At 36.8% G+C, this 18,321-nt stretch carries 14 protein-coding genes; 3 read left to right on the top strand and 11 right to left on the bottom strand.

All coding sequences use genetic code 11. From position 1 onward, the window contains the following. Positions 1-161 precede the first annotated feature (161 nt). Genes T375_RS04665 through T375_RS04655 form a run of 3 tightly spaced genes read right to left on the bottom strand, consistent with a single transcriptional unit; the run spans position 162 to position 2,557 of the window. Entirely contained in the window at positions 162-1,055 is an 894-nt protein-coding gene (locus tag T375_RS04665; RefSeq protein ID WP_044935606.1) for a glycoside hydrolase family 43 protein, read from the bottom strand. Between the two features lie 12 nt (positions 1,056-1,067). After that, entirely contained in the window at positions 1,068-1,700 is a 633-nt protein-coding gene (gene pgmB / locus T375_RS04660; protein WP_044935604.1) for a beta-phosphoglucomutase, read from the bottom strand. Further along, the gene (locus tag T375_RS04655) at positions 1,700-2,557 is read right to left on the bottom strand and encodes an MBL fold metallo-hydrolase (protein WP_242839264.1); all 858 of its coding nucleotides are present in this window, start codon (positions 2,555-2,557) and stop codon (positions 1,700-1,702) included. Before T375_RS04655 ends, pgmB begins: the two co-directional genes overlap by 1 nt. A 222-nt stretch (positions 2,558-2,779) precedes the next feature. Between T375_RS04655 and T375_RS04650 the strand changes: the two genes are divergently transcribed. After that, a complete protein-coding gene (locus T375_RS04650; RefSeq protein ID WP_044935600.1) occupies positions 2,780-3,916 on the top strand; it encodes an AraC family transcriptional regulator in 1,137 nt (378 codons plus the stop codon). Positions 3,917-3,921: 5 nt separating this feature from the next. Here T375_RS04650 and T375_RS04645 read toward each other — a convergent pair whose 3' ends face one another. From T375_RS04645 to T375_RS04635, 3 genes are all read right to left on the bottom strand, one after another. Continuing rightward, positions 3,922-5,640 (bottom strand): glycoside hydrolase family 3 protein, encoded by a 1,719-nt coding sequence (locus T375_RS04645; RefSeq protein WP_044935597.1) that lies wholly within the window; start codon positions 5,638-5,640, stop codon positions 3,922-3,924. A 15-nt stretch (positions 5,641-5,655) separates the two neighbouring features. Beyond that, complete coding sequence (locus T375_RS04640; RefSeq protein WP_081821976.1) at positions 5,656-7,116, bottom strand: MFS transporter; 1,461 nt, start codon at positions 7,114-7,116, stop codon at positions 5,656-5,658. 107 nt (positions 7,117-7,223) lie between these two features. Beyond that, positions 7,224-9,647, bottom strand: coding sequence for a glycoside hydrolase family 2 TIM barrel-domain containing protein (locus T375_RS04635; RefSeq protein ID WP_044935594.1), 2,424 nt, complete (start codon positions 9,645-9,647; stop codon positions 7,224-7,226). A 221-nt stretch (positions 9,648-9,868) separates the two neighbouring features. On the opposite strand from T375_RS04635, the gene T375_RS04630 reads away from it, so the two are divergent. Continuing rightward, complete coding sequence (locus tag T375_RS04630; protein ID WP_044935592.1) at positions 9,869-11,602, top strand: methyl-accepting chemotaxis protein; 1,734 nt, start codon at positions 9,869-9,871, stop codon at positions 11,600-11,602. A gap of 53 nt (positions 11,603-11,655) precedes the next feature. Here T375_RS04630 and T375_RS13530 read toward each other — a convergent pair whose 3' ends face one another. The 3 genes from T375_RS13530 to hcp form a co-directional block, all read right to left on the bottom strand. Next, positions 11,656-11,817 (bottom strand): hypothetical protein, encoded by a 162-nt coding sequence (locus tag T375_RS13530; protein ID WP_155952434.1) that lies wholly within the window; start codon positions 11,815-11,817, stop codon positions 11,656-11,658. A 223-nt stretch (positions 11,818-12,040) separates the two neighbouring features. Then, positions 12,041-13,108, bottom strand: coding sequence for a Fic family protein (locus T375_RS04625; protein ID WP_044935590.1), 1,068 nt, complete (start codon positions 13,106-13,108; stop codon positions 12,041-12,043). Between the two features lie 157 nt (positions 13,109-13,265). Then, the gene (gene hcp, locus T375_RS04620) at positions 13,266-14,897 is read right to left on the bottom strand and encodes a hydroxylamine reductase (protein WP_044935588.1); all 1,632 of its coding nucleotides are present in this window, start codon (positions 14,895-14,897) and stop codon (positions 13,266-13,268) included. A 105-nt stretch (positions 14,898-15,002) separates the two neighbouring features. Between hcp and T375_RS04615 the strand changes: the two genes are divergently transcribed. Next, positions 15,003-15,656, top strand: coding sequence for a Crp/Fnr family transcriptional regulator (locus T375_RS04615; RefSeq protein ID WP_044935586.1), 654 nt, complete (start codon positions 15,003-15,005; stop codon positions 15,654-15,656). A 2-nt stretch (positions 15,657-15,658) separates the two neighbouring features. On the opposite strand, the gene T375_RS04610 is transcribed toward T375_RS04615, so the two are convergent. Together T375_RS04610 and T375_RS04605 are read right to left on the bottom strand one after the other, a co-directional pair. Further along, the gene (locus T375_RS04610; protein WP_049960294.1) at positions 15,659-16,900 is read right to left on the bottom strand and encodes a DUF438 domain-containing protein; all 1,242 of its coding nucleotides are present in this window, start codon (positions 16,898-16,900) and stop codon (positions 15,659-15,661) included. 118 nt (positions 16,901-17,018) lie between these two features. After that, positions 17,019-18,275, bottom strand: coding sequence for a hypothetical protein (locus T375_RS04605; RefSeq protein ID WP_044935583.1), 1,257 nt, complete (start codon positions 18,273-18,275; stop codon positions 17,019-17,021). Positions 18,276-18,321: the final 46 nt, after the last annotated feature.

Raw genomic sequence — 18,321 nt, 5'->3', positions numbered from 1 at the left:
ATCGATATAGGTCACTATAGCATTATTTATTAGTATAATCACGTAGGCAAATACGACATCTTTTCTGCTATATGCGACATTTAATAAGGGAGGCAATCTGCCTCCCACTAAAGTTCTTTATCCCTGCAATTTATTCAGCCATTTTCCTAGCATCTATTCAACTATTCTAGAACAAGAATCCCATCTATTTTTTTTACTTTCCAAAAACATGGTCGCTCCATATATTTGTCATTTGGTGAATGCAAGGTAAAAACAGTGTCACCTTGTAAATTCTTGAAGAACATACCATGGCCTCCATTTTCTGGATATAATGGTTCATCCTGTAAAATCCATGGACCATTTATAGTTCCAGACTCTGATACTGCAATACCTACCGCATAACCGTTAATACTCCAGCTTGAGAAAATCATATAAAGATTTTCATCATCCAGCTTCATGAAAAAAGGTCCATCACTAAAGTAGCAGTCTCCATCCAAACCAAACTCTGCTTTTGCAAATGGAACCGGCTTTGCCCAAGACGCTTCTTTGGGTGAGAATAGGAGCTTTGGTGTAGAAACCGCTTTCTTTAAATCACTTGATAATTCCACAACGCAAAAATCTCCATCAGCATTCCCTGTACCATCCAAAGCATCCTCAAAAGAATGGGAAAAAATTAAGTATATTGTTTCATCATCAACGTACAATGTTCCATCGATACAAGTCCAATTATCTGGTGTAAGTCTTTTTGAGTAGAGTGTAAATGGCCCGGTTGGTTCATCTGCTTGAAGAACATAAATACCCTTTTTAATATCTTTTCCACCAAATGTAGTTACAAGATAGTACTTATCCCCAATTCTATAACACTCAGGTGCCCAATAGTTTTCCGTTGCAAAAAATCCATCTGGTCTTTTGAAAATCTCAATTGGTCCTTCAAAATTTTCCAAATCATCACTCACATAGCAATCAAAGCCAAAGGCCTCTTCCCAACAAGTTTCGCTTCGTGTTCCATATAAATAATATTTGCCATTATCTACGAGCACATATGGATCTCGAATATTTATATCTTCTCTTTTCATACTGGTACACCTCTAAATACAAATCTCCAACAAATCTTTAAAGCTCCCCAATTTGTATGTCACACTTGGATGTTCTGTAGCTTCTCCTAAGCCTGCGCTTTTGAAGCCACCTGCAGTTCCTGCCTCAATTCCAGCTTTGGCATCCTCAACCACTAGGCAATCAGCTGGATTTTCACCAACGAACTCAGCAGCCTTTAGAAATACCTCTGGGTCAGGCTTAGACTTTGTGATGTTGGTTCCATCTGAAATGGCATCGAAAAATTCACCAAGTCCTATCTGCTTTAAAATCATTTTTGTGTTCTTGCTTGATGAACCAATAGCTAACTTAAAACCTCTAGCCCTCAATTCATCTAGAGTATTCTTTACCTCATCAGATAAATCAGCTGGACTCATTTCTTTTAGAAGCTCAACATAACTAGCATTCTTCTCAGCAGCCATTGCCTCTTTTTCTTCAGCAGTATATGTTCTATCGGCTCGCTCTAATATTATCTCCAGGCTATCCATTCTAGAAACACCACGTAGTCTGTTATTTATCTCTTCATCAAAATATATTCCATTTTTATCTGCAAGTTTCTTCCATGCTACGTAATGGTATTTATCTGTAAAGCAGATTACTCCATCCAAATCAAAAATTACAGCCTTCATTACGACAAACCACCTCCATAAACCGCCATCAATAACTCTTTGTTTATGAAAATACTTGCCTTACCATAACGTACACGACAAAGTGTTGGAGCCTTTGGATCCATCTCTATGTATTTATGGTTTAACTTATCTTCAATTTTTGCCGTTCCTGCAAATACGCTATCTACCAATCCAATAAAATCATCCAAATAGCTTGAAGCAATTGGTGTTCCATTATGGTTAGGGAAGATGTATCTTGGTTTGAGAGCCTTTATTCTTTCACAGTTTTCCCGCATGCAATTAAGTCTGTCTCTAACATCATATGGAGCTTCAGGATTACATGAATTATCAAACATATTTACCTGTGCAGCCTCCACTTCATCACCAACAAATATCATCCCCTGCTCTTCATCATAAAAAAACAAACTAGAATTGCAGTGGGCCGGCTTTACATCCATGACCTTTATCTTTCGATTGCCAAGATCAATTACATCCCCCTCACCTATGATTACCTTTTTGTAATTTGGATAAGGCAACTTTGAAATATCAAAGGGAATCTGTCCCGGCATATTTACAGAAGGTGCATCAATTTCCCATCCTGCTGCAACCATTACTTCTTCAAACTCTCCATTTCCTGCAGAGTGATCTGGATGAAAGTGTGTGTTTACAACTAATACTGGTTTGTCTGTTAATGACTCCACAAACGCTTTTAAATTTCCTGCTCCATATCCTGTATCAATTAAAAGAGCTTTCTCGCTTCCCTCAAGAAGATACATGTACTCCGTTCCATTCATGAAGCTAATAACCCACGTATCCTCTGTCACTTTATATGGCATATAGCTACCAAATATTTCTTCTAATGCTGGTTCCATTCCCATAATGCTTCTCCTCACATGTTTTTCAGTCCGATTCCGAACAATTCAATGCCTATATTATAAATAGAGCGACCTACAATGTATCCGACATATTTTAAGGCGTATCCTTTATTATTTCATTTATACTTTCGCTCCTTCACAATTCTGTTATATAATGACTCTACAAATTTTATTGACATCACTACATTTTTTTACACTTCTTTTATAGCTATATGAGGATTTAGTATGAACGTATACACAACCTATGGAAAATTTCAAAATGAGATGAACGCCTACTACAAACGCACCGGTCTTAAACTTCAGTTCACAGAAATGATAAAACGCATGCATGAAAAAGGATTAATGGATGTAGGCCCTACTAGACTGAGCATTTCAGAAGATTCATTGTATATAGATGATGAAGAATTTGATAAGCTTGTGGATAACATTCCTATTTATTTTTCTATACAAAGTGAGCTAAATAAGGAAGTACAAGAGGAACGTATGATTCCAAAATTTCAGGATGTTTTTACAATTCGTCATCCACGATTTACACGTAGATATTCTCACACCCATAATTATTTCGAGCTAAACTTTGTTGTCAAAGGTAGCGCTATTTTTTACTTTGAAGAAGAACCTCATGTAATGAACGAAGGTGAAATATGCATTGTTGCTCCAGGGTCTAATCATGACTTTTTAATTGATGACGAAACCTCTATCGTATATACGATATGCATCAGAAGAAGTACCTTTGATAGCACATTTTCATCAATCATGAGTCATCAAGACTTATTATCTAGTTTCTTCCGCCAAATTCTTAAAAATGATGGCAAGGCAAACTACCTTATGTTATTCACCGGTAACAATATGGAATGTCGTGTATTGCTTAGAAAGCTTTTGATCGAATCTGCTAAAAAAGATGAGTATAGCAACGGATGTTGTGTAAGCATTATCAATTTACTTTTCTGCAATATGCTCAGAAACTATAGCAAAACAATTGCCTTTTATAACTATGAGATTGGCTCTGATTTTTCACTGGTTCTACAGTATATTCAGCATAATTATCAGAGCATTACCCTCTCATCCTTGGCAGAGTTTTTCCACTACAGCGAGCCACATTTATGTACACTTATAAAGCAAAATACTGGAGAAAACTTTACCGATTTAATAAAGAAACTTCGTATGAAAGATGCTATCAACTACTTGCTGAACACTGATTTGAAAATCAACGAAATTGCTGAACAGATTGGGTATAATTCAGCAGACCATTTTTCACGAGTTTTCAGGCAAACATATAAATGCTCTCCTGCTGAATATAGAAAATCTAATAAAAAAGAAAGCCCATTCATTCCATTCTCTACAGAACAGAACGAAAGAGCTTAGCTTTGTTAAAATCTGCTTCCCCAGATATTACAGAATGGGTCGATTGGGCTTTTACCTTTAAAGCTTGAGCGGCCCATTATTTTTTCTACCACTTGCTGGCATACCTCTTTTGTAGGTGTGTAAGCATTGATAAATGTCTTTACCATTGGGACATCCACAAGATGATATGGATTTGCTACAGATATAAACATTGTAGGAATTTCATCAACAAACCATGGTGCATCTGCCGCCATCAAATGTACCCAGTCAATTCTACGGACTGATTGATTACTTGCGGTATCAATGCAAGCTACATAAATTGCTAAATCAAATTTATCCTTGGCATATGAAACTCCTGCTTCAAACATTTCATAAAAATCAGGCTTAGAATAGTCGTAAACACTAACCTCAAATCCTTCTTTTTCTAATAAATCCTTGAATGCAGCTATTTGGCTATCACCGTCTTTAAAGCCCCCTCCCACTCTATCTTCGATGTAATACAATCTGATCTTCTTATACTTTTCAGCAGAGATAGGCAGAAGATTTTGTGTGTCTTTCACAAGAGTAACTGCTTCGTCGGCACATTTCACAGTCCACTCTTTATGCTCATTGCAGCCCACATCTGACAGAGCTGATGTCTCCGGCACCAATGTTCCTTCTGCTTTCTTTTTTGGAAGCTTCATTGCGGCCTTCATTGCAAGTATTCTGAGAACCGCTTCATCCAAACGTTCTCTTGTCAGCCTGCCATCTTTTAATGCATCTCTAATAAATTGATAATCTTCTCTTATATCCTTGTTGAAAAGAATCATATCGCATCCTGCCATCACGCAAGCTGGTAAAGCTTCGTTTCGAGCCATTGATGCTGTAAATCCTACCATCGGTGTCGCGTCGGTAACTATTACTCCATTAAATCCAAGCTTTTCACGGAGCAATCCTTGTAATAATTCCTTTGATAAAGTAGCTGGTAAAATATCTTCATCCTTCAATTCCGGATTAAAAAACTTGCTATATGCTGGCTGTAAAATATGTCCTACCATTACTGAAAGGATTCCAGTATCTACAACCTCTTTCCAAATCTTGCCATATGAAGCATCGTATTCTTCAACAGACAAGCTATTTACAGAAGCTACTAAATGTTGATCTCTGAAATCTACTCCATCACCAGGGAAATGCTTTGCTGCTGCAGCAACACCATTTTCATCAAGACCTTTAAGCTGTTCCTTAACAAAATCAATTACCGTATTTACGTTATCACCGTATGTACGAACATTCATGATAGGATTCATATAGTTTTTATCCAAATCACAAATTGGAGCAAAGGACCAGTTGCAGCCTACAGCTTTTGCTTCCTTGCCAGAAATATATCCTAATCGATATGCGTTTTCTTTATCGGCTGTTGCAGCCACACCCATAGGTCGTGAAAAATAAGTGCCATCACTGGCAATACCGACACCACCGGATTCTAAGTTTGCTGCTAAAAGCATTGGAATATCTGAATTATCCTGAAATGCTCTATGGCAATTTTGAATAGTCTCTGCAGGCATTGGTCTATACAATACTCCGCCTGGATGAAACTCATCAATAAACTCTTTTATTTTTTCTGGCTCAACTTCCCCATTTATAGGACAAAAGATTTGACCAATCTTCTGCTCCTCTGTCATATTTTCTATTGTTTCTTTAACCCAATTTACCTGGGCAGTGCCCAGGCAAAAAGGTGTTTCCTTTAAAATTTCAAAGTTCAACATTTATGTAAATCCCCATTAATTCTCGTGCATTTTAGCTTTCATTTCTTCGATTTCGTTTTTATATTTATTAATTGGTCCAAATACTACACAAAGAATTACGATGATTCCTGTTACAGATGGTGCACCAAACTTAATAAAGTTAAGAGCGAACATAGCTGATTCTGGCTGCTGTCCAATTGCTCCTGCAATGTAACCTGAAACAGCAAGGATTGCTAAAATACCAGATGAAGTAACTGTGTTACCACATTTCTGAGCAAAGCCCTTGATTGCTGATACAAGTCCATTTGCTGTCTTGCCTTCTTTAAGCATAATAAAGTCAATTGTATCGTTAACAAGAATATTAACTAATGCGTTCTGCATAGCACTTGTTATAGATGATAAGAATGTAAGTACGCAAAGTAATGTAAAGCTCTGTTTTCCAAAGAAGAACAAAATCACATACATTACAATTGAAGTAATCTGTGATACACAAAGTGCTCTCTGTCCTGTCTTGAATACTTTAAGGAAGATAGGCATTGCAACAACCATTGATACAAGAGCTCCGATTGAAATAATACCCATGTAAATTCCAATAAGATCTGGTCTCTCATAGTAGTACATCATGTAATAAACAGAAGATGCAAACATAAGACCATAGCCCATTGAAGCACCTATCCATGCAATGATGTTTGGATAAACTTCCTTGTGGTGAAGAACCATTCCAAGTCCCTTAAGAGGATTCTTTTCAGGCTCTGTTAAATATCTTTCCTTTCCCTTTGATACCTTAAATAATCCCCAGAATGATACAAATGAAAGTGCTCCGCAAATAAGCATGTATGGAACATATCCATTTGAAACGCCAAGTCCTTCAAAGAAAGCTGTAATATTTGGTGTAAATGTATTACCAATTGTAAATGCAGTTGCACACGCTCCTGCACCCATAGTAATAATCTTGTTTCTTTCCTGATCTCTCTTAACAGCTGCTGGAAGAATTGCCATCTGTGGCATTGTGTACATTGTAACTGTCATTCCATATCCAATGTACATAATCAATATATAAGCAGCCTTTGCAGTGGTACTAGCGAATCCCCAGTCAACCCATACCATTGTTCCAAAGAATGTTAATAAGATTGGTGCAAAAATGAAGTAAGGTCGATAACGTCCCCATTTTGAATGCGTATTATCTGCAATAACGCCCATCATTGGATCATTGATAGCATCCCAAAGTGTTGCAATAAACATGATAAGCGAACATGTTGCTGCTGGTATTTGAAGTGTATCTGTCATGTAGACTGAAAGATAACTTGCAAGTACTGCAGCAATAGTCATTGCTCCTCCGTTTACTGATGTCGCATGGAACCATTTAAAGGCTGTGCCAACCTCAGAATTGGATTTTTTTGTAGTTGCTCTTTTTACCCCACTGTTTGCCTGAGATGTTTGATAGCTTTCAAAAGACTCTCCTATCCCAGCTTGCCTTGCTACTGAATTATTCTCCATTTTTCTTCTCCTTTACCGTAAATGGTTTTCTTGATGAAAAAATGATACAAGAATAGTTCAGCAGCCTCCATGTAATAAATTTTATGAAAACCGACATTTTTTAATTACTAGATTGTTATCTCTGTACCATATCCGTTGTCTCCAGATATTTTTAATACAGCTTTCTCCTTGCCCTTTCTTACGATAGCAAGAGCACGACCATTCCATGTATAAGTGCTATTTCCCAGATATGAATCCTGCGCTTTTGGATTACCTGAACCTATTCCTAGGAGTTCTGCATCACCTTCTATTTCAACTGTTAGCTTACATTCAACATCACTATTAACTGTGTAATTACTTTCTCCTACTGCAATATTTACATATGCAAGTTCAGAGTCTATTGGTGTATTTGTATCAAAGCTTGCATTTAGTTTTTCAGTTTCAACAGTTTTCAATACATACTCGCCTACGACCTGGTTATCCTTGTAGGCTATAGCCTTTAGAGTTCCCTTAGCATATTTTGTTTCAAACAAAACTCTATAGTTATCGGTTTCTTTTATTGACTTTCTTCCAAGTGACTCATCATTTAGGAATAACTCTACTTCATCACCTGCTGCATATACTTCCACAACAACAGGCTTGTCTTCGTATCCTGCGAAAGTCCAGCTTGAGATAGCATCACTCATTACCCATGGAGTCTTTATCAGATTCTCCCCATAGTGTGCTGGATTCTGCACAGCAATGTATGGCTCTTTTCTAAGACCAAATACAATCTGTCTATAATATGACAGCGGTCTTCTATATCCTGTAATATCAATATCTCCTGTGTATGCAAGCTTTGCTGGGAAGTGTGCACCGAATCCACCTTCTCCCCAGTTATATGCAGGAATACCTACTCCGGCTTCTCCAAGATAATCCCAGCCTGTCCATGTGAAATCACCTATTACCTGTGGATATTTGTTGACTTCTCTCCAGTTCACAGCTATCTCTGGTGGATAAGTTTCTGAACCTACCATAACTCGGTTTGGTTCTTCCTTAGCATCAAGAGCATATCTTGCAGTCATGTAGTTGTAGCCAGCAATATCTGTTGCAACGCAAGCTTTTTTCAAGACCTTTGTAATTTCTGGGTGAACCACAATTCTATCCATGTACTTGTCCATGATAGTCATGAAGTCATTTACATTGACAGAATCATCCTGATCCTTTACCTCACCTGCTACATCTGCAGTGATTTTGCCTACAGCATCTCCTGCAGCAAACACGCCATTGATGGACGCAAGTGTATATCTAGTGCTGTCCAATTCATGACATAAATCACTTATTTCAGCAGCAAGACTGCTTCCTTCATTTGTACCAATCTCTGGTATTTCATTTCCGATTGAGTAGAGAATTACAGAAGGGTGATTAAAATCCTTTGCCACCATCGCTTCTACATCTTTCTTCCACCAGTCAGTAAAGAACAAATTGTAATCGTAGTCAGACTTCGCCCTTGTCCACATATCAAAGGTTTCATCCATCACATATACACCAAGCTCATCGCAGGCTCTCAAAAGTGCAGGTGATGCAGGATGATGAGACATTCTTATTGCATTAAAGCCTGAGTCTTTAAGAATCTTTACTCTTCTATATTCTGCTTCATAATATGTTTTTGAACCAAGCAATCCATTGTCATGATGGATGCAGGCACCACGAAGTTTTACTTCTTTTCCATTTACTCTCAGTCCATGAGCAGCATCCAATGAAAGCTTTCTGATTCCAAATGTAGCTTCATCAGAATCTACTACTTTATTATCTACCGATATAGTGACCTTAGCCTTGTATAGCACTGGTGTATCCTCTGACCATAAACAAGGATTTGCTATATTTATGCGTGAAAAGAACTGCTTGTTATTGTTGCCCTTTACATAGACAATACCTGCATCTTTTGCCACTTCATTACCATTTGAATCATAGATTGAAATAGCAAATTCCACTTCTTTTGAATCAAAATTTTTATTAACAATATCAGCTGAAATTTTAATTGTAGCGCTATCCTCGTCACATTCTTCTGTAACTACCTTAGGTCCGTCTTCATGAATATAAGTAGCACCAGAAGTAAGCATATAAACGTCTCTATAAATTCCACTTCCTGAGTACCATCTACTATTTGCCATAGCACCATTTCTAACCTGAACACGGATTTCGTTTTCTCCTTCTTCCTTAAGCAAGTGAGAAATAGGTACGTAAAACTGAGAATATCCGTAAGGACGATTAGCTGCAAGCTGGCCATTTACATATACAAATGTATTCATATATACTCCATCAAATCTGAGCATAATGTTTCTTTGTCTATCCCCAGGTTTTGATTCATACATTTTCACATAAGTATATGAACCACCATCATAAAACCCTGTATTTCCACCGTTCAGAGAATCCTCGTGGGCTTCATTTTCCAACATAGCATCATGAGGCAACTGTATTTTTCTAGCCATCTCTGGTATATCCCAAACTAATGCAAATGCATCTTTACTATTCCAAAATAACCAATTATCATTCCATAATTTTTTATTCATAAATACCTCCAAATCATTACTTCAAACGATACTGATATTATCAAGAAAAAATAATTCTTATTCAATAAAATAAGTCGCCATATTTTAGGGCAAATACGACATATTTTCTTTGGGCTGTCAGTTGTACTTCAAAAATGACCAGTTGTCCTATATAAGTATCCTGTGGCAAAAATGATGGTATATTGCTTCTAACATAATGGGAATAATGGAGGATTTTGTATATGAAAAAGTCTATTAAACTACGAATTTTAACAATCCTAGTAGTACTGCTGATTTTGTTTTCGATAAATGCAGGAATGAGCGGTGTTACCAACGATCAGGTACAGCTGTCTACAACTCTATTGGCAGATTATACTGTGGAATTAAAATCTCTTCAGAATGATTTAAAGCAGAACATGGCCATGCTCGAAATTGGTACACTTACAAAAATGAATGGGCAAGATTGGGCTGTTGTAAGCGATTACAGTGCTTTAGTTGATGGATTACTGGAAACTTCTGAATCAATTAAGGCTGACGTTGATGCATTTTCCGATGCAGAAATGAATGATTCACTGCGCGATTCTTACGCTGATTATTATGATTCAATTCAGGCTTATGCTGCTCAGGCGTATAAGGTTGCTGCCGCAATAAATTCCGGTAATCCTGCCATACTTAAATCTGAATATCAGACCTTATCAACTATTGTTGCCGATATGCAAACCCCTGAAACCGAATATTTAAACACCCTTGATTCTTTAGTTGAGCACGAAACAGGACTTGTAAAAATCCGTGTTAATCGTGCTACTGCAATCACTATCGTAATGGGTGTTATCTTCATTATCTCTATGGGAATTGCAATTTTCATTACACTTAGAACAGTACTTAAGCCTCTTGAAAATATGCAGACAAGAATGAACCAGATGATTGATGAACTTCAAGCAGGACAGGGTGATTTGACCATGCGTATGGATTACTTGTACGAAGATGAAGTTGGACGAATCGCCATTGGTATAAATACATTTTTAGATGAATTACAGCAGGTAATAAAATCTATTCAAAATGGTTCAAGTAACATCCAGTCTGCAACATTCAACATGAATAACAACATAAATGATTGTGAAACCACTTCCGCTTCCATCTTTGAAAGCCTTAGTGAACTTTCTGCAAACATGGAAGAAATAAATGCTACTCTTCAGACTATCGATGAGTCTTCAATGAACATTCTTAATGCTGCAAAAGAGATTAAGGATGGTTCTGTGGAGAACACTGCTCAGGTCCAGGAATTGCTTGCACATGCTGAACTTGCTAAAAACAATTCCGAAACAAGCAAAGCACAGACCATAAACATGATTGAAGATATAAGTTCGCGCATGGAAGAATCAATTGAGAAAAGTAGTTCTGTGGAAAACATAAGAGAACTTACTGACAACATTCTTTCCATTTCAGACCAGACTAATTTGTTAGCCCTTAACGCTTCAATTGAAGCAGCTCGAGCCGGAGATGCAGGCCGTGGATTTGCTGTTGTTGCTACAGAAATTCAAAGCTTATCTGAAAACACAAAGGCCATAGCAAACCGAATTCAAGAAACTAATGTCATCGTTCTTGATTCCGTCCATGAGCTTGTGGCCAACGCTAACGAATTGCTTGAATATCTCACATCAAGCATACTTGTCGACTATGACAAGTTTGTTGAAAATGCTGTTGAAAACAAAAACGGAATTACGGAGATTAACAAACTTTTAATGAAGTTCTCTGACCATGCAAAGACCATGGAAGAGCTCACCGAATCACTTTCTGCTGGCATCAGCGAAATCAGTGTCGCCTCTGAAAACAGTGTTGCTGCACTTATCAAATCCACAGAAGAAATGAACACACTCCACCAATCCGTGGAAGATATTCAAAGTGAATCTGAGAATAATAGCGAAACTATAAGAACCTTAAATGTAGAGGTTGAGAAATTTAAAGAGATTAGCTAGAAAATTTCTTGATTGTTAAAAATAGGGCTGCTGAGCGCAGCCCTATTTTTCTATTATTTAATATCCTTTACAGGGTTGTGAATCGCCTTCAGTAAATCTACTTCCAGTTGTTCACCCTTTTCCCAATCCTTAGCCATTTTTTCAGCTATTTCAGCTGTCGAAACAAACTGGCCGTTATCCTTGTCTGATTTCATTTGTTCATTTAACATACTCATTTTCCTCTCCTTTCGATATCTTTCCTATATCTCACAGTACTATTATAATGAAAAATGTGCATTTTCAAAAATCTTTTAGATATTTTGTAACGAATTAGCAAAACTTAGGAGTCTAAAGAAAATTCCAGAAGAAATTGAATCACTATCTAATAAAATCCAAAAATGCTTAAAGCAAAAGAGTCCAAATGCCATTACATTTGAACTCTTTTGCTTAAGTTTGAACTTACCAAATAGATTCACTCTTTTGTACATAGAATGACCCTTTTCCTTCACCGTGTTTATCTATAAAGCCATCTTCATTTAGCTTTTTTAACGCATTAAACACCGAAGTACGACCTACTCCCGGACAATTGGCTAAAACATCCGCTGGGGTAAATTTTCCAATTTTAGTTTCTACATACGCCTTAACAACATCATATGAGGAACTTTTTACACCTGTATCATCCATCACACCAACACGCTCCTCAAATTCTAAATATGATGCAAGTACTACCTGTAACATATATTTTATAAATGGTGTTGGATCATTTTTCTCTTCATGCCAGCCGTAATCAATTTCCTGAAGAACGTCATAATACACATCTTTTGTTTTTTCAATCTGCTTTTCTATACTGATATATTTTCCAACAGCATATCCATTTTTATAAAGCAACAGCAATGTTAATAATCTACTCATTCTACCATTACCATCGTTAAATGGATGTATACATAGAAAATCGCAGATAAAGGCAGGTACTAATATCAACGGATCTACAATCTCTAGAGCAGCAGTTTCTGCATAACTCCTACAAATATCTTCTATTGCTTTAGGCGTCTCATATGGTGGAACTGGTGTAAATCTGATTACTTCGCTTCCATCTGGTCGTGTTTCTTTGATATAGTTCTGAGTATTTTTGAAACTGCCCCCATATGTAAAACCTGCATATTTTAGCAAATCTCTGTGCAGCTGTAAAATGTGGTTAGGAGATATATCTATATATTCATAACTTTCGTGTATGGTGTTCAAAACATCTCTATAACCAAGAATTTCTTTCTCATCCCTGTTCTTGGGTGTTGTTTTATCGTTTACTAGCTGTTTAATTCTTGTACTAGTTGTAACAATTCCTTCAATGCTATTAGATGCTTCTGTACTTTTAATCCTGGCAATTTCAATTAGACGATTTAATTGAGCAGGCTTCTGACGAACAAATAAATCCTGTCTTCCCTTACATTCATGAATTTTTGAGCACAAAAGCAAGATATCATTATCCCACGTTTGCTGGCTCAGTTTTTTATAATCAAAATTCCTCATAATGAAATCTCCTACGATTTATTCATTCACTATTATTTGAGTTCAATTATAGCATGAATTGAACTCAAATAAAATAACTTGAACTTAAATCTATCGATAATAAACACTGGTGCTTTTTCATAGAGGTAATTTTTGCCAAAAATTCTATCATTCTTCTTTAAATGAGCTTGCAAATATCATCTTCTACATTAGTAATTCCTGCTATGCCAAAATTCTGCACAAGAACGTTTGCAACATTTGGTGAAAGAAAGGCTGGAAGTGTTGGACCAAGATGGATGTTCTTTACTCCAAGGTAAAGTAGTGCAAGAAGAACTATTACAGCCTTCTGCTCATACCATGAAATGTTGTAAACAATTGGAAGTTCATTAACATCATCAAGTTCAAACACTTCCTTGAGCTTTAATGCAATAAGTGCAAGTGAATATGAGTCGTTACACTGTCCTGCATCCAAAACTCTTGGAATTCCATTGATATCACCAAGGTTTAGCTTATTGTATTTGTACTTTGCGCAGCCTGCCGTAAGAATCACTGTGTCTTTTGGAAGCGCCTTAGCAAATTCTGTGTAATACTCACGAGATTTTGCTCTTCCATCGCAACCAGCCATTACTACAAACTTTTTGATTGCTCCTGTTTTTACTGCTTCTACTACACTATCTGCAAGTGCAAATACCTGCTCGTGAGCAAATCCGCCGATAATTTCACCACGTTCAATTTCCGTAGGTGCATCACATTTCTTTGCCATTTCAATGATTTCTGAGAAATCCTTTGTTTCACCATAAGGTGCATCAATATGCTTACATCCAGGATATCCTGCAGCACCTGTTGTAAACATTCTATCTTTATAAGAATCTGCAGGTGGCACGATACAGTTTGTTGTCATCAGAATTGGGCCATTGAAGCTTGCAAATTCTTCCTTCTGCTTCCACCATGCATTACCATAGTTTCCAGCAAAATTATCATATTTCTTAAAGAATGGGTAATAGTGGGCTGGTAACATTTCTGAGTGAGTATATACATCTACTCCTGTACCCTTAGTCTGCTCTAATAGCATCTCTAAGTCCTTCAAATCATGGCCTGAAATAAGAATACCAGGGTTATTTCTAACGCCTATATCTACTTTTGTGATTTCAGGATTTCCATAAGCTGATGTATTGGCTTCATCAAGAAGTGCCATACCATCCACTCCATATTTTCCTGTTTCAAGAGTTAATGCAACCAAATCATCCACAGAAAAACTATCATCTAAAGTAGCTGCAAGCGCTTTTTGAAGGAATGCATCAACATCCTTATTATCCTTTAAAAGAGCATTTGCATGCTTCGAATAAGCTGCAAGTCCCTTGAGACCATATGTTATCAGCTCTCTCAATGAGCGAATGTCTTCATCCTTAGTTGAAAGAACACCTACTGTCTTAGCTTTTTCATCATACTGTGATTTATCTCCATCCCAGATAGCCGCATCTGGAAGATTACTCATATCTGTAAGCTTTTCTAATAACTGTTCCTTAGCATTAATAGTATCTTCGATCTTCTGGGCTATTGAATCATAATCAAAATTTGCATTTGTAATTGTTGTAAAAAGATTTACCGAAATCATATGATTAATATCTTCTGAAACCTCTTTACCCTCTGCTCTAAGCTTTGTTGTTACAAATGAAATTCCTTTGGTAACGTATACCAACAAATCCTGAAGATTTGCTACCTCTGGCTTCTTTCCACAAACACCTGACATTGTACAACCAGTGCAGCCTGCTGTTTCCTGACACTGATAACAAAACATCTTATTTTCCATTGTTTACCTCCATTTTCTAACCGGATTTCTTTGATGCTCATAATATACAGCTAGAACGGAAGTCAGTTTGTTGCAATTGCAACAGTTTGATTTTATAATAAGCTCATGAAAGAAATAGATTACAATGATATTCCCCTATTCGAGGGAATTCACCAGGACAATTTGAATAAACTACTGATATGTATCAACTCCTTTAAAAAGGATTTTGAAAAAGGGGAAACCATCATTATGGAAAAGGACAAAGTCCCTTATATCGGAATAGTTCTTTTTGGAAATGTGCACCTTCTGAAAGAAGATATATGGGGAAACTCTTCACTTCTATCCTATGTTGGACCTGGAGAATTATTTGGAGAAAACTTTGCCGTCAGCGTTGAGCAGGAATCTTCTGTTACTTTTGTTGCCGTAGAAAAAACCAGAGTATTATTTCTTGCTGCTTCAAAAATCATCCACACATGTGAAAACGCTTGTAGCTTCCATGCCAGAATTGCAGAAAACATGTTTCATCTGTTAGGACAAAAAAGTATTTCCTATATGAATAAACTTGAAATCATGTCGAAAGAATCCATCCGCGGAAAACTTATGGCATACATTTCAACCCTTGCTCAGCAACAAAAATCAAAATATATAAAAGCTCCCCTGTCACGAACACAGCTGGCTGATTACTTATCCATCAACCGCAGCGCCATGACAAGAGAGCTTGGTAAAATGCGTGACGAAGGAATTATCGACTTCGATAGAAATACCTTTGTCATCAAATAATTTTATTTTTCAAAATGCTTTTTAGCTTCATCCATTTTTTGAACGCATTCCATTGTGCCGATATATTGTCCATTGTCATCTCGAACTGCAATGTACTCTACAAGCACTGGGATGCCTTCTTTTTCCATCCAAACTGACACCTTATCCCTGGCGCCAGATTTGAAGTCTCCAATTATAGACCTAACCATCATCTCAATCTTTGGTGGATGACAACTAAACACATCACGTCCTATGGCCATGCCAGCACGTTTAAATAGCTTTGGTCCTTCGTTAAAGAAACAGTTAATATCATTTTCATCTATAAATGATATTTCTACGGGAAGAGTATTGAGCATTGCTCTAAGTTGAGCAGGTGTGAAATGTCCACCCGGCAGATTAATTATATCATCTGTAGCATTGCTAGTAGCGTTTTCTTTGGACAGTGCTGTCTCTGCCTCAGGCCATTTTATGAAATCAACCAAGCAAGGCGCATAATCCTTTGAATCCTGATAGATCTTATACCATTCTTCATCAGTGAAAAACTTAGTGCAAATGGGGAAGAGAATATTCTGCTCCTTATAAATCATTTCCTCCATGCGGGTAATAGCATGTTCTAATCTTCCCAAGTATTCAGCATTTCTAAAATCAGAGTCAGCTATAAATTTCAGCTCATCTCTTATCTCATCATCAACAGACCACATAACATCTGAAGGTCCCGAAATGTCATATTTGGCCTTCATATGAGGATAAAGTAAATCCCCCTTCTTAGCATAGTGGATAGCTACTTTTCTGAGATTATCTATAATTTCAATTATTTTTCTATTGTTATCATCAGATGGATCAATCTTAATGTCTTCAATCAAACTCTTGGTTTTATTAATCTCTTCCGTAAGAGCTTCATTTTCCTTAGTAAAAAGATGAAGTGGATGTCCCACTATTTCAGCCTGCTTTTTTGCAGCTTCTCTTTTTTCTATAGTGATATTGGATGTAACTCTTGCAGCTGATGCTTCAACTTCTTTTTCCGCATTAGCTATTTTTTCTTCTCTAGTTTTGCCATGGAACAATGCCGAATGAACATCGCAAAGCTTTTGCACCTCTGTAAAAGGCACACCTTCTTTCATCAGCTGTTGCTCAGCCTGCATGATATTAAACGCCTCAACATCAGAAAAATTATCTACAAAATCTGCACGAACAGATTCAAGACTTTCTCCATTGCTAAGGCGCTTTATATAATCTTTTAATAATTCAATATTCTTCTCTTCCATGACTAACCTCCAATTCAAACAATTTTTATTCACACGTATAATATAGCAATTTGTCAAAACTGGGGTTGTTGCAATTGCAACAGTTTTCCTAGCACCCTCAAAACACAGTTTTTAGGCTTTAATATTCAAAAATTGCTTGATAGTACGAATTATACTCTTCCTCAGTAATCACCTGGTCATTAAAGTAAAATGTCTTCGGACTATCCTCATTATAATCTTCTGTTTCCCAGTAAAGATTAATGGAATCTACAATCTGTAAATCGCCATTATATTTATCAAGAAAATACATGCGTCTTCCAGCATGTGTTGTATCTCTATGAACAATCCATGTAGCACCATCGTAGGTTGTGCATGAGCATATTGCTGCTGTGCCTTCCCCCTGAGCTATAAGAGTTACCGTTCCATCCTTACAGTCAAAAAACATGCTTCCGTACATTGGCGAAATTAATTCATATTCAAGCTCACCATCATTGTCTACATCAACAGGCTCTCCAACAGTCAGTGAATTATTTACGTCATAACCATCAATTTCATATCCATCTAGGTTGTATGGATATGAATCGCCATTTTCATCAATGTATTGACCTTCAACATCACCATTGCAAAATACCTCAAACAACTCATCCGGAGACATTGCTTTAATATCCTCATCCGAATAACTGACCTCAATTTCATCCACATCATTTTCAGAAAGAAAAGCCTCTATTTCATCCTCCGATGTAATCATATAGCCGTTATAATAAGTTAAATCTTTTAAATCGTCGCCAATGTAGTCATACCAATATTTTTGATAAAGCTCATTATATTCACTCTCTGAAATTTCTTTATCATGGTTAGAAAAAACGTCTGCAGTACTGTCATCATAATAGAAAACTCGCTCTAAAGAACAAAGATTTTCAACCTTTCCATCCTTTAGACTAAAAGCAAAGAACATGAAATCGCCACCATCATCCACGCTTTCCCCATCGTAATCATAGGAGAAATATCCTGAATTTGGAACATAGTTCATCTGACCATAACTACCATAAAATGGAAAACCATCAGTTGCCAGGTCAATCGCCTCGCCATCCTTATAAGTGTAGAGATAAGCACCGTCTGCTTTAGCATCGCCATCAAACATCGCAAGCTCATAATAATCGTCATCGTCAATATTAATAAGTGTTGCTGAAAATCCATCTTTAGTATCTTTTAAGTGTTCAGATAACACTTCACTATAGGCATCAAGCTCTTCATGAGCATACCTACTTTCTTTTTCTACAGTATCTTCATTAGCTTCAGTCACAACCTCTTCTTTCATTTCTATAGGTTCTGACTCTTCCTTTTTACATCCCATCAACATCATTGCTGCCAATGCAAGTACTATTATTTTTTTCATTTTATTCTCCCATTATTATTTTTGATTATCCTCTAGAATTTTATCA

Source organism: Pseudobutyrivibrio sp. LB2011, from assembly GCF_000701765.1.
In the GTDB taxonomy this organism is placed as follows: Bacteria; Bacillota; Clostridia; order Lachnospirales; family Lachnospiraceae; genus Pseudobutyrivibrio; species Pseudobutyrivibrio ruminis.
This window is presented reverse-complemented; position numbering and strand designations above follow the sequence as displayed.

Coding starts and splice junctions, on each gene's coding strand:
- T375_RS04635 (WP_044935594.1), bottom strand. CDS start 9,647: ATGAATAAAAAATTATGGAATGATAATTGGTTATTTTGGAATAGTAAA.
- pgmB (WP_044935604.1), bottom strand. CDS start 1,700: ATGAAGGCTGTAATTTTTGATTTGGATGGAGTAATCTGCTTTACAGAT.
- T375_RS13530 (WP_155952434.1), bottom strand. CDS start 11,817: ATGAGTATGTTAAATGAACAAATGAAATCAGACAAGGATAACGGCCAG.
- T375_RS04640 (WP_081821976.1), bottom strand. CDS start 7,116: ATGGAGAATAATTCAGTAGCAAGGCAAGCTGGGATAGGAGAGTCTTTT.
- hcp (WP_044935588.1), bottom strand. CDS start 14,897: ATGGAAAATAAGATGTTTTGTTATCAGTGTCAGGAAACAGCAGGCTGC.
- T375_RS04655 (WP_242839264.1), bottom strand. CDS start 2,557: ATGGGAATGGAACCAGCATTAGAAGAAATATTTGGTAGCTATATGCCA.
- T375_RS04610 (WP_049960294.1), bottom strand. CDS start 16,900: ATGGAAGAGAAGAATATTGAATTATTAAAAGATTATATAAAGCGCCTT.
- T375_RS04645 (WP_044935597.1), bottom strand. CDS start 5,640: ATGTTGAACTTTGAAATTTTAAAGGAAACACCTTTTTGCCTGGGCACT.
- T375_RS04630 (WP_044935592.1), top strand. CDS start 9,869: ATGAAAAAGTCTATTAAACTACGAATTTTAACAATCCTAGTAGTACTG.
- T375_RS04650 (WP_044935600.1), top strand. CDS start 2,780: ATGAACGTATACACAACCTATGGAAAATTTCAAAATGAGATGAACGCC.
- T375_RS04605 (WP_044935583.1), bottom strand. CDS start 18,275: ATGAAAAAAATAATAGTACTTGCATTGGCAGCAATGATGTTGATGGGA.
- T375_RS04615 (WP_044935586.1), top strand. CDS start 15,003: ATGAAAGAAATAGATTACAATGATATTCCCCTATTCGAGGGAATTCAC.
- T375_RS04665 (WP_044935606.1), bottom strand. CDS start 1,055: ATGAAAAGAGAAGATATAAATATTCGAGATCCATATGTGCTCGTAGAT.
- T375_RS04625 (WP_044935590.1), bottom strand. CDS start 13,108: ATGAGGAATTTTGATTATAAAAAACTGAGCCAGCAAACGTGGGATAAT.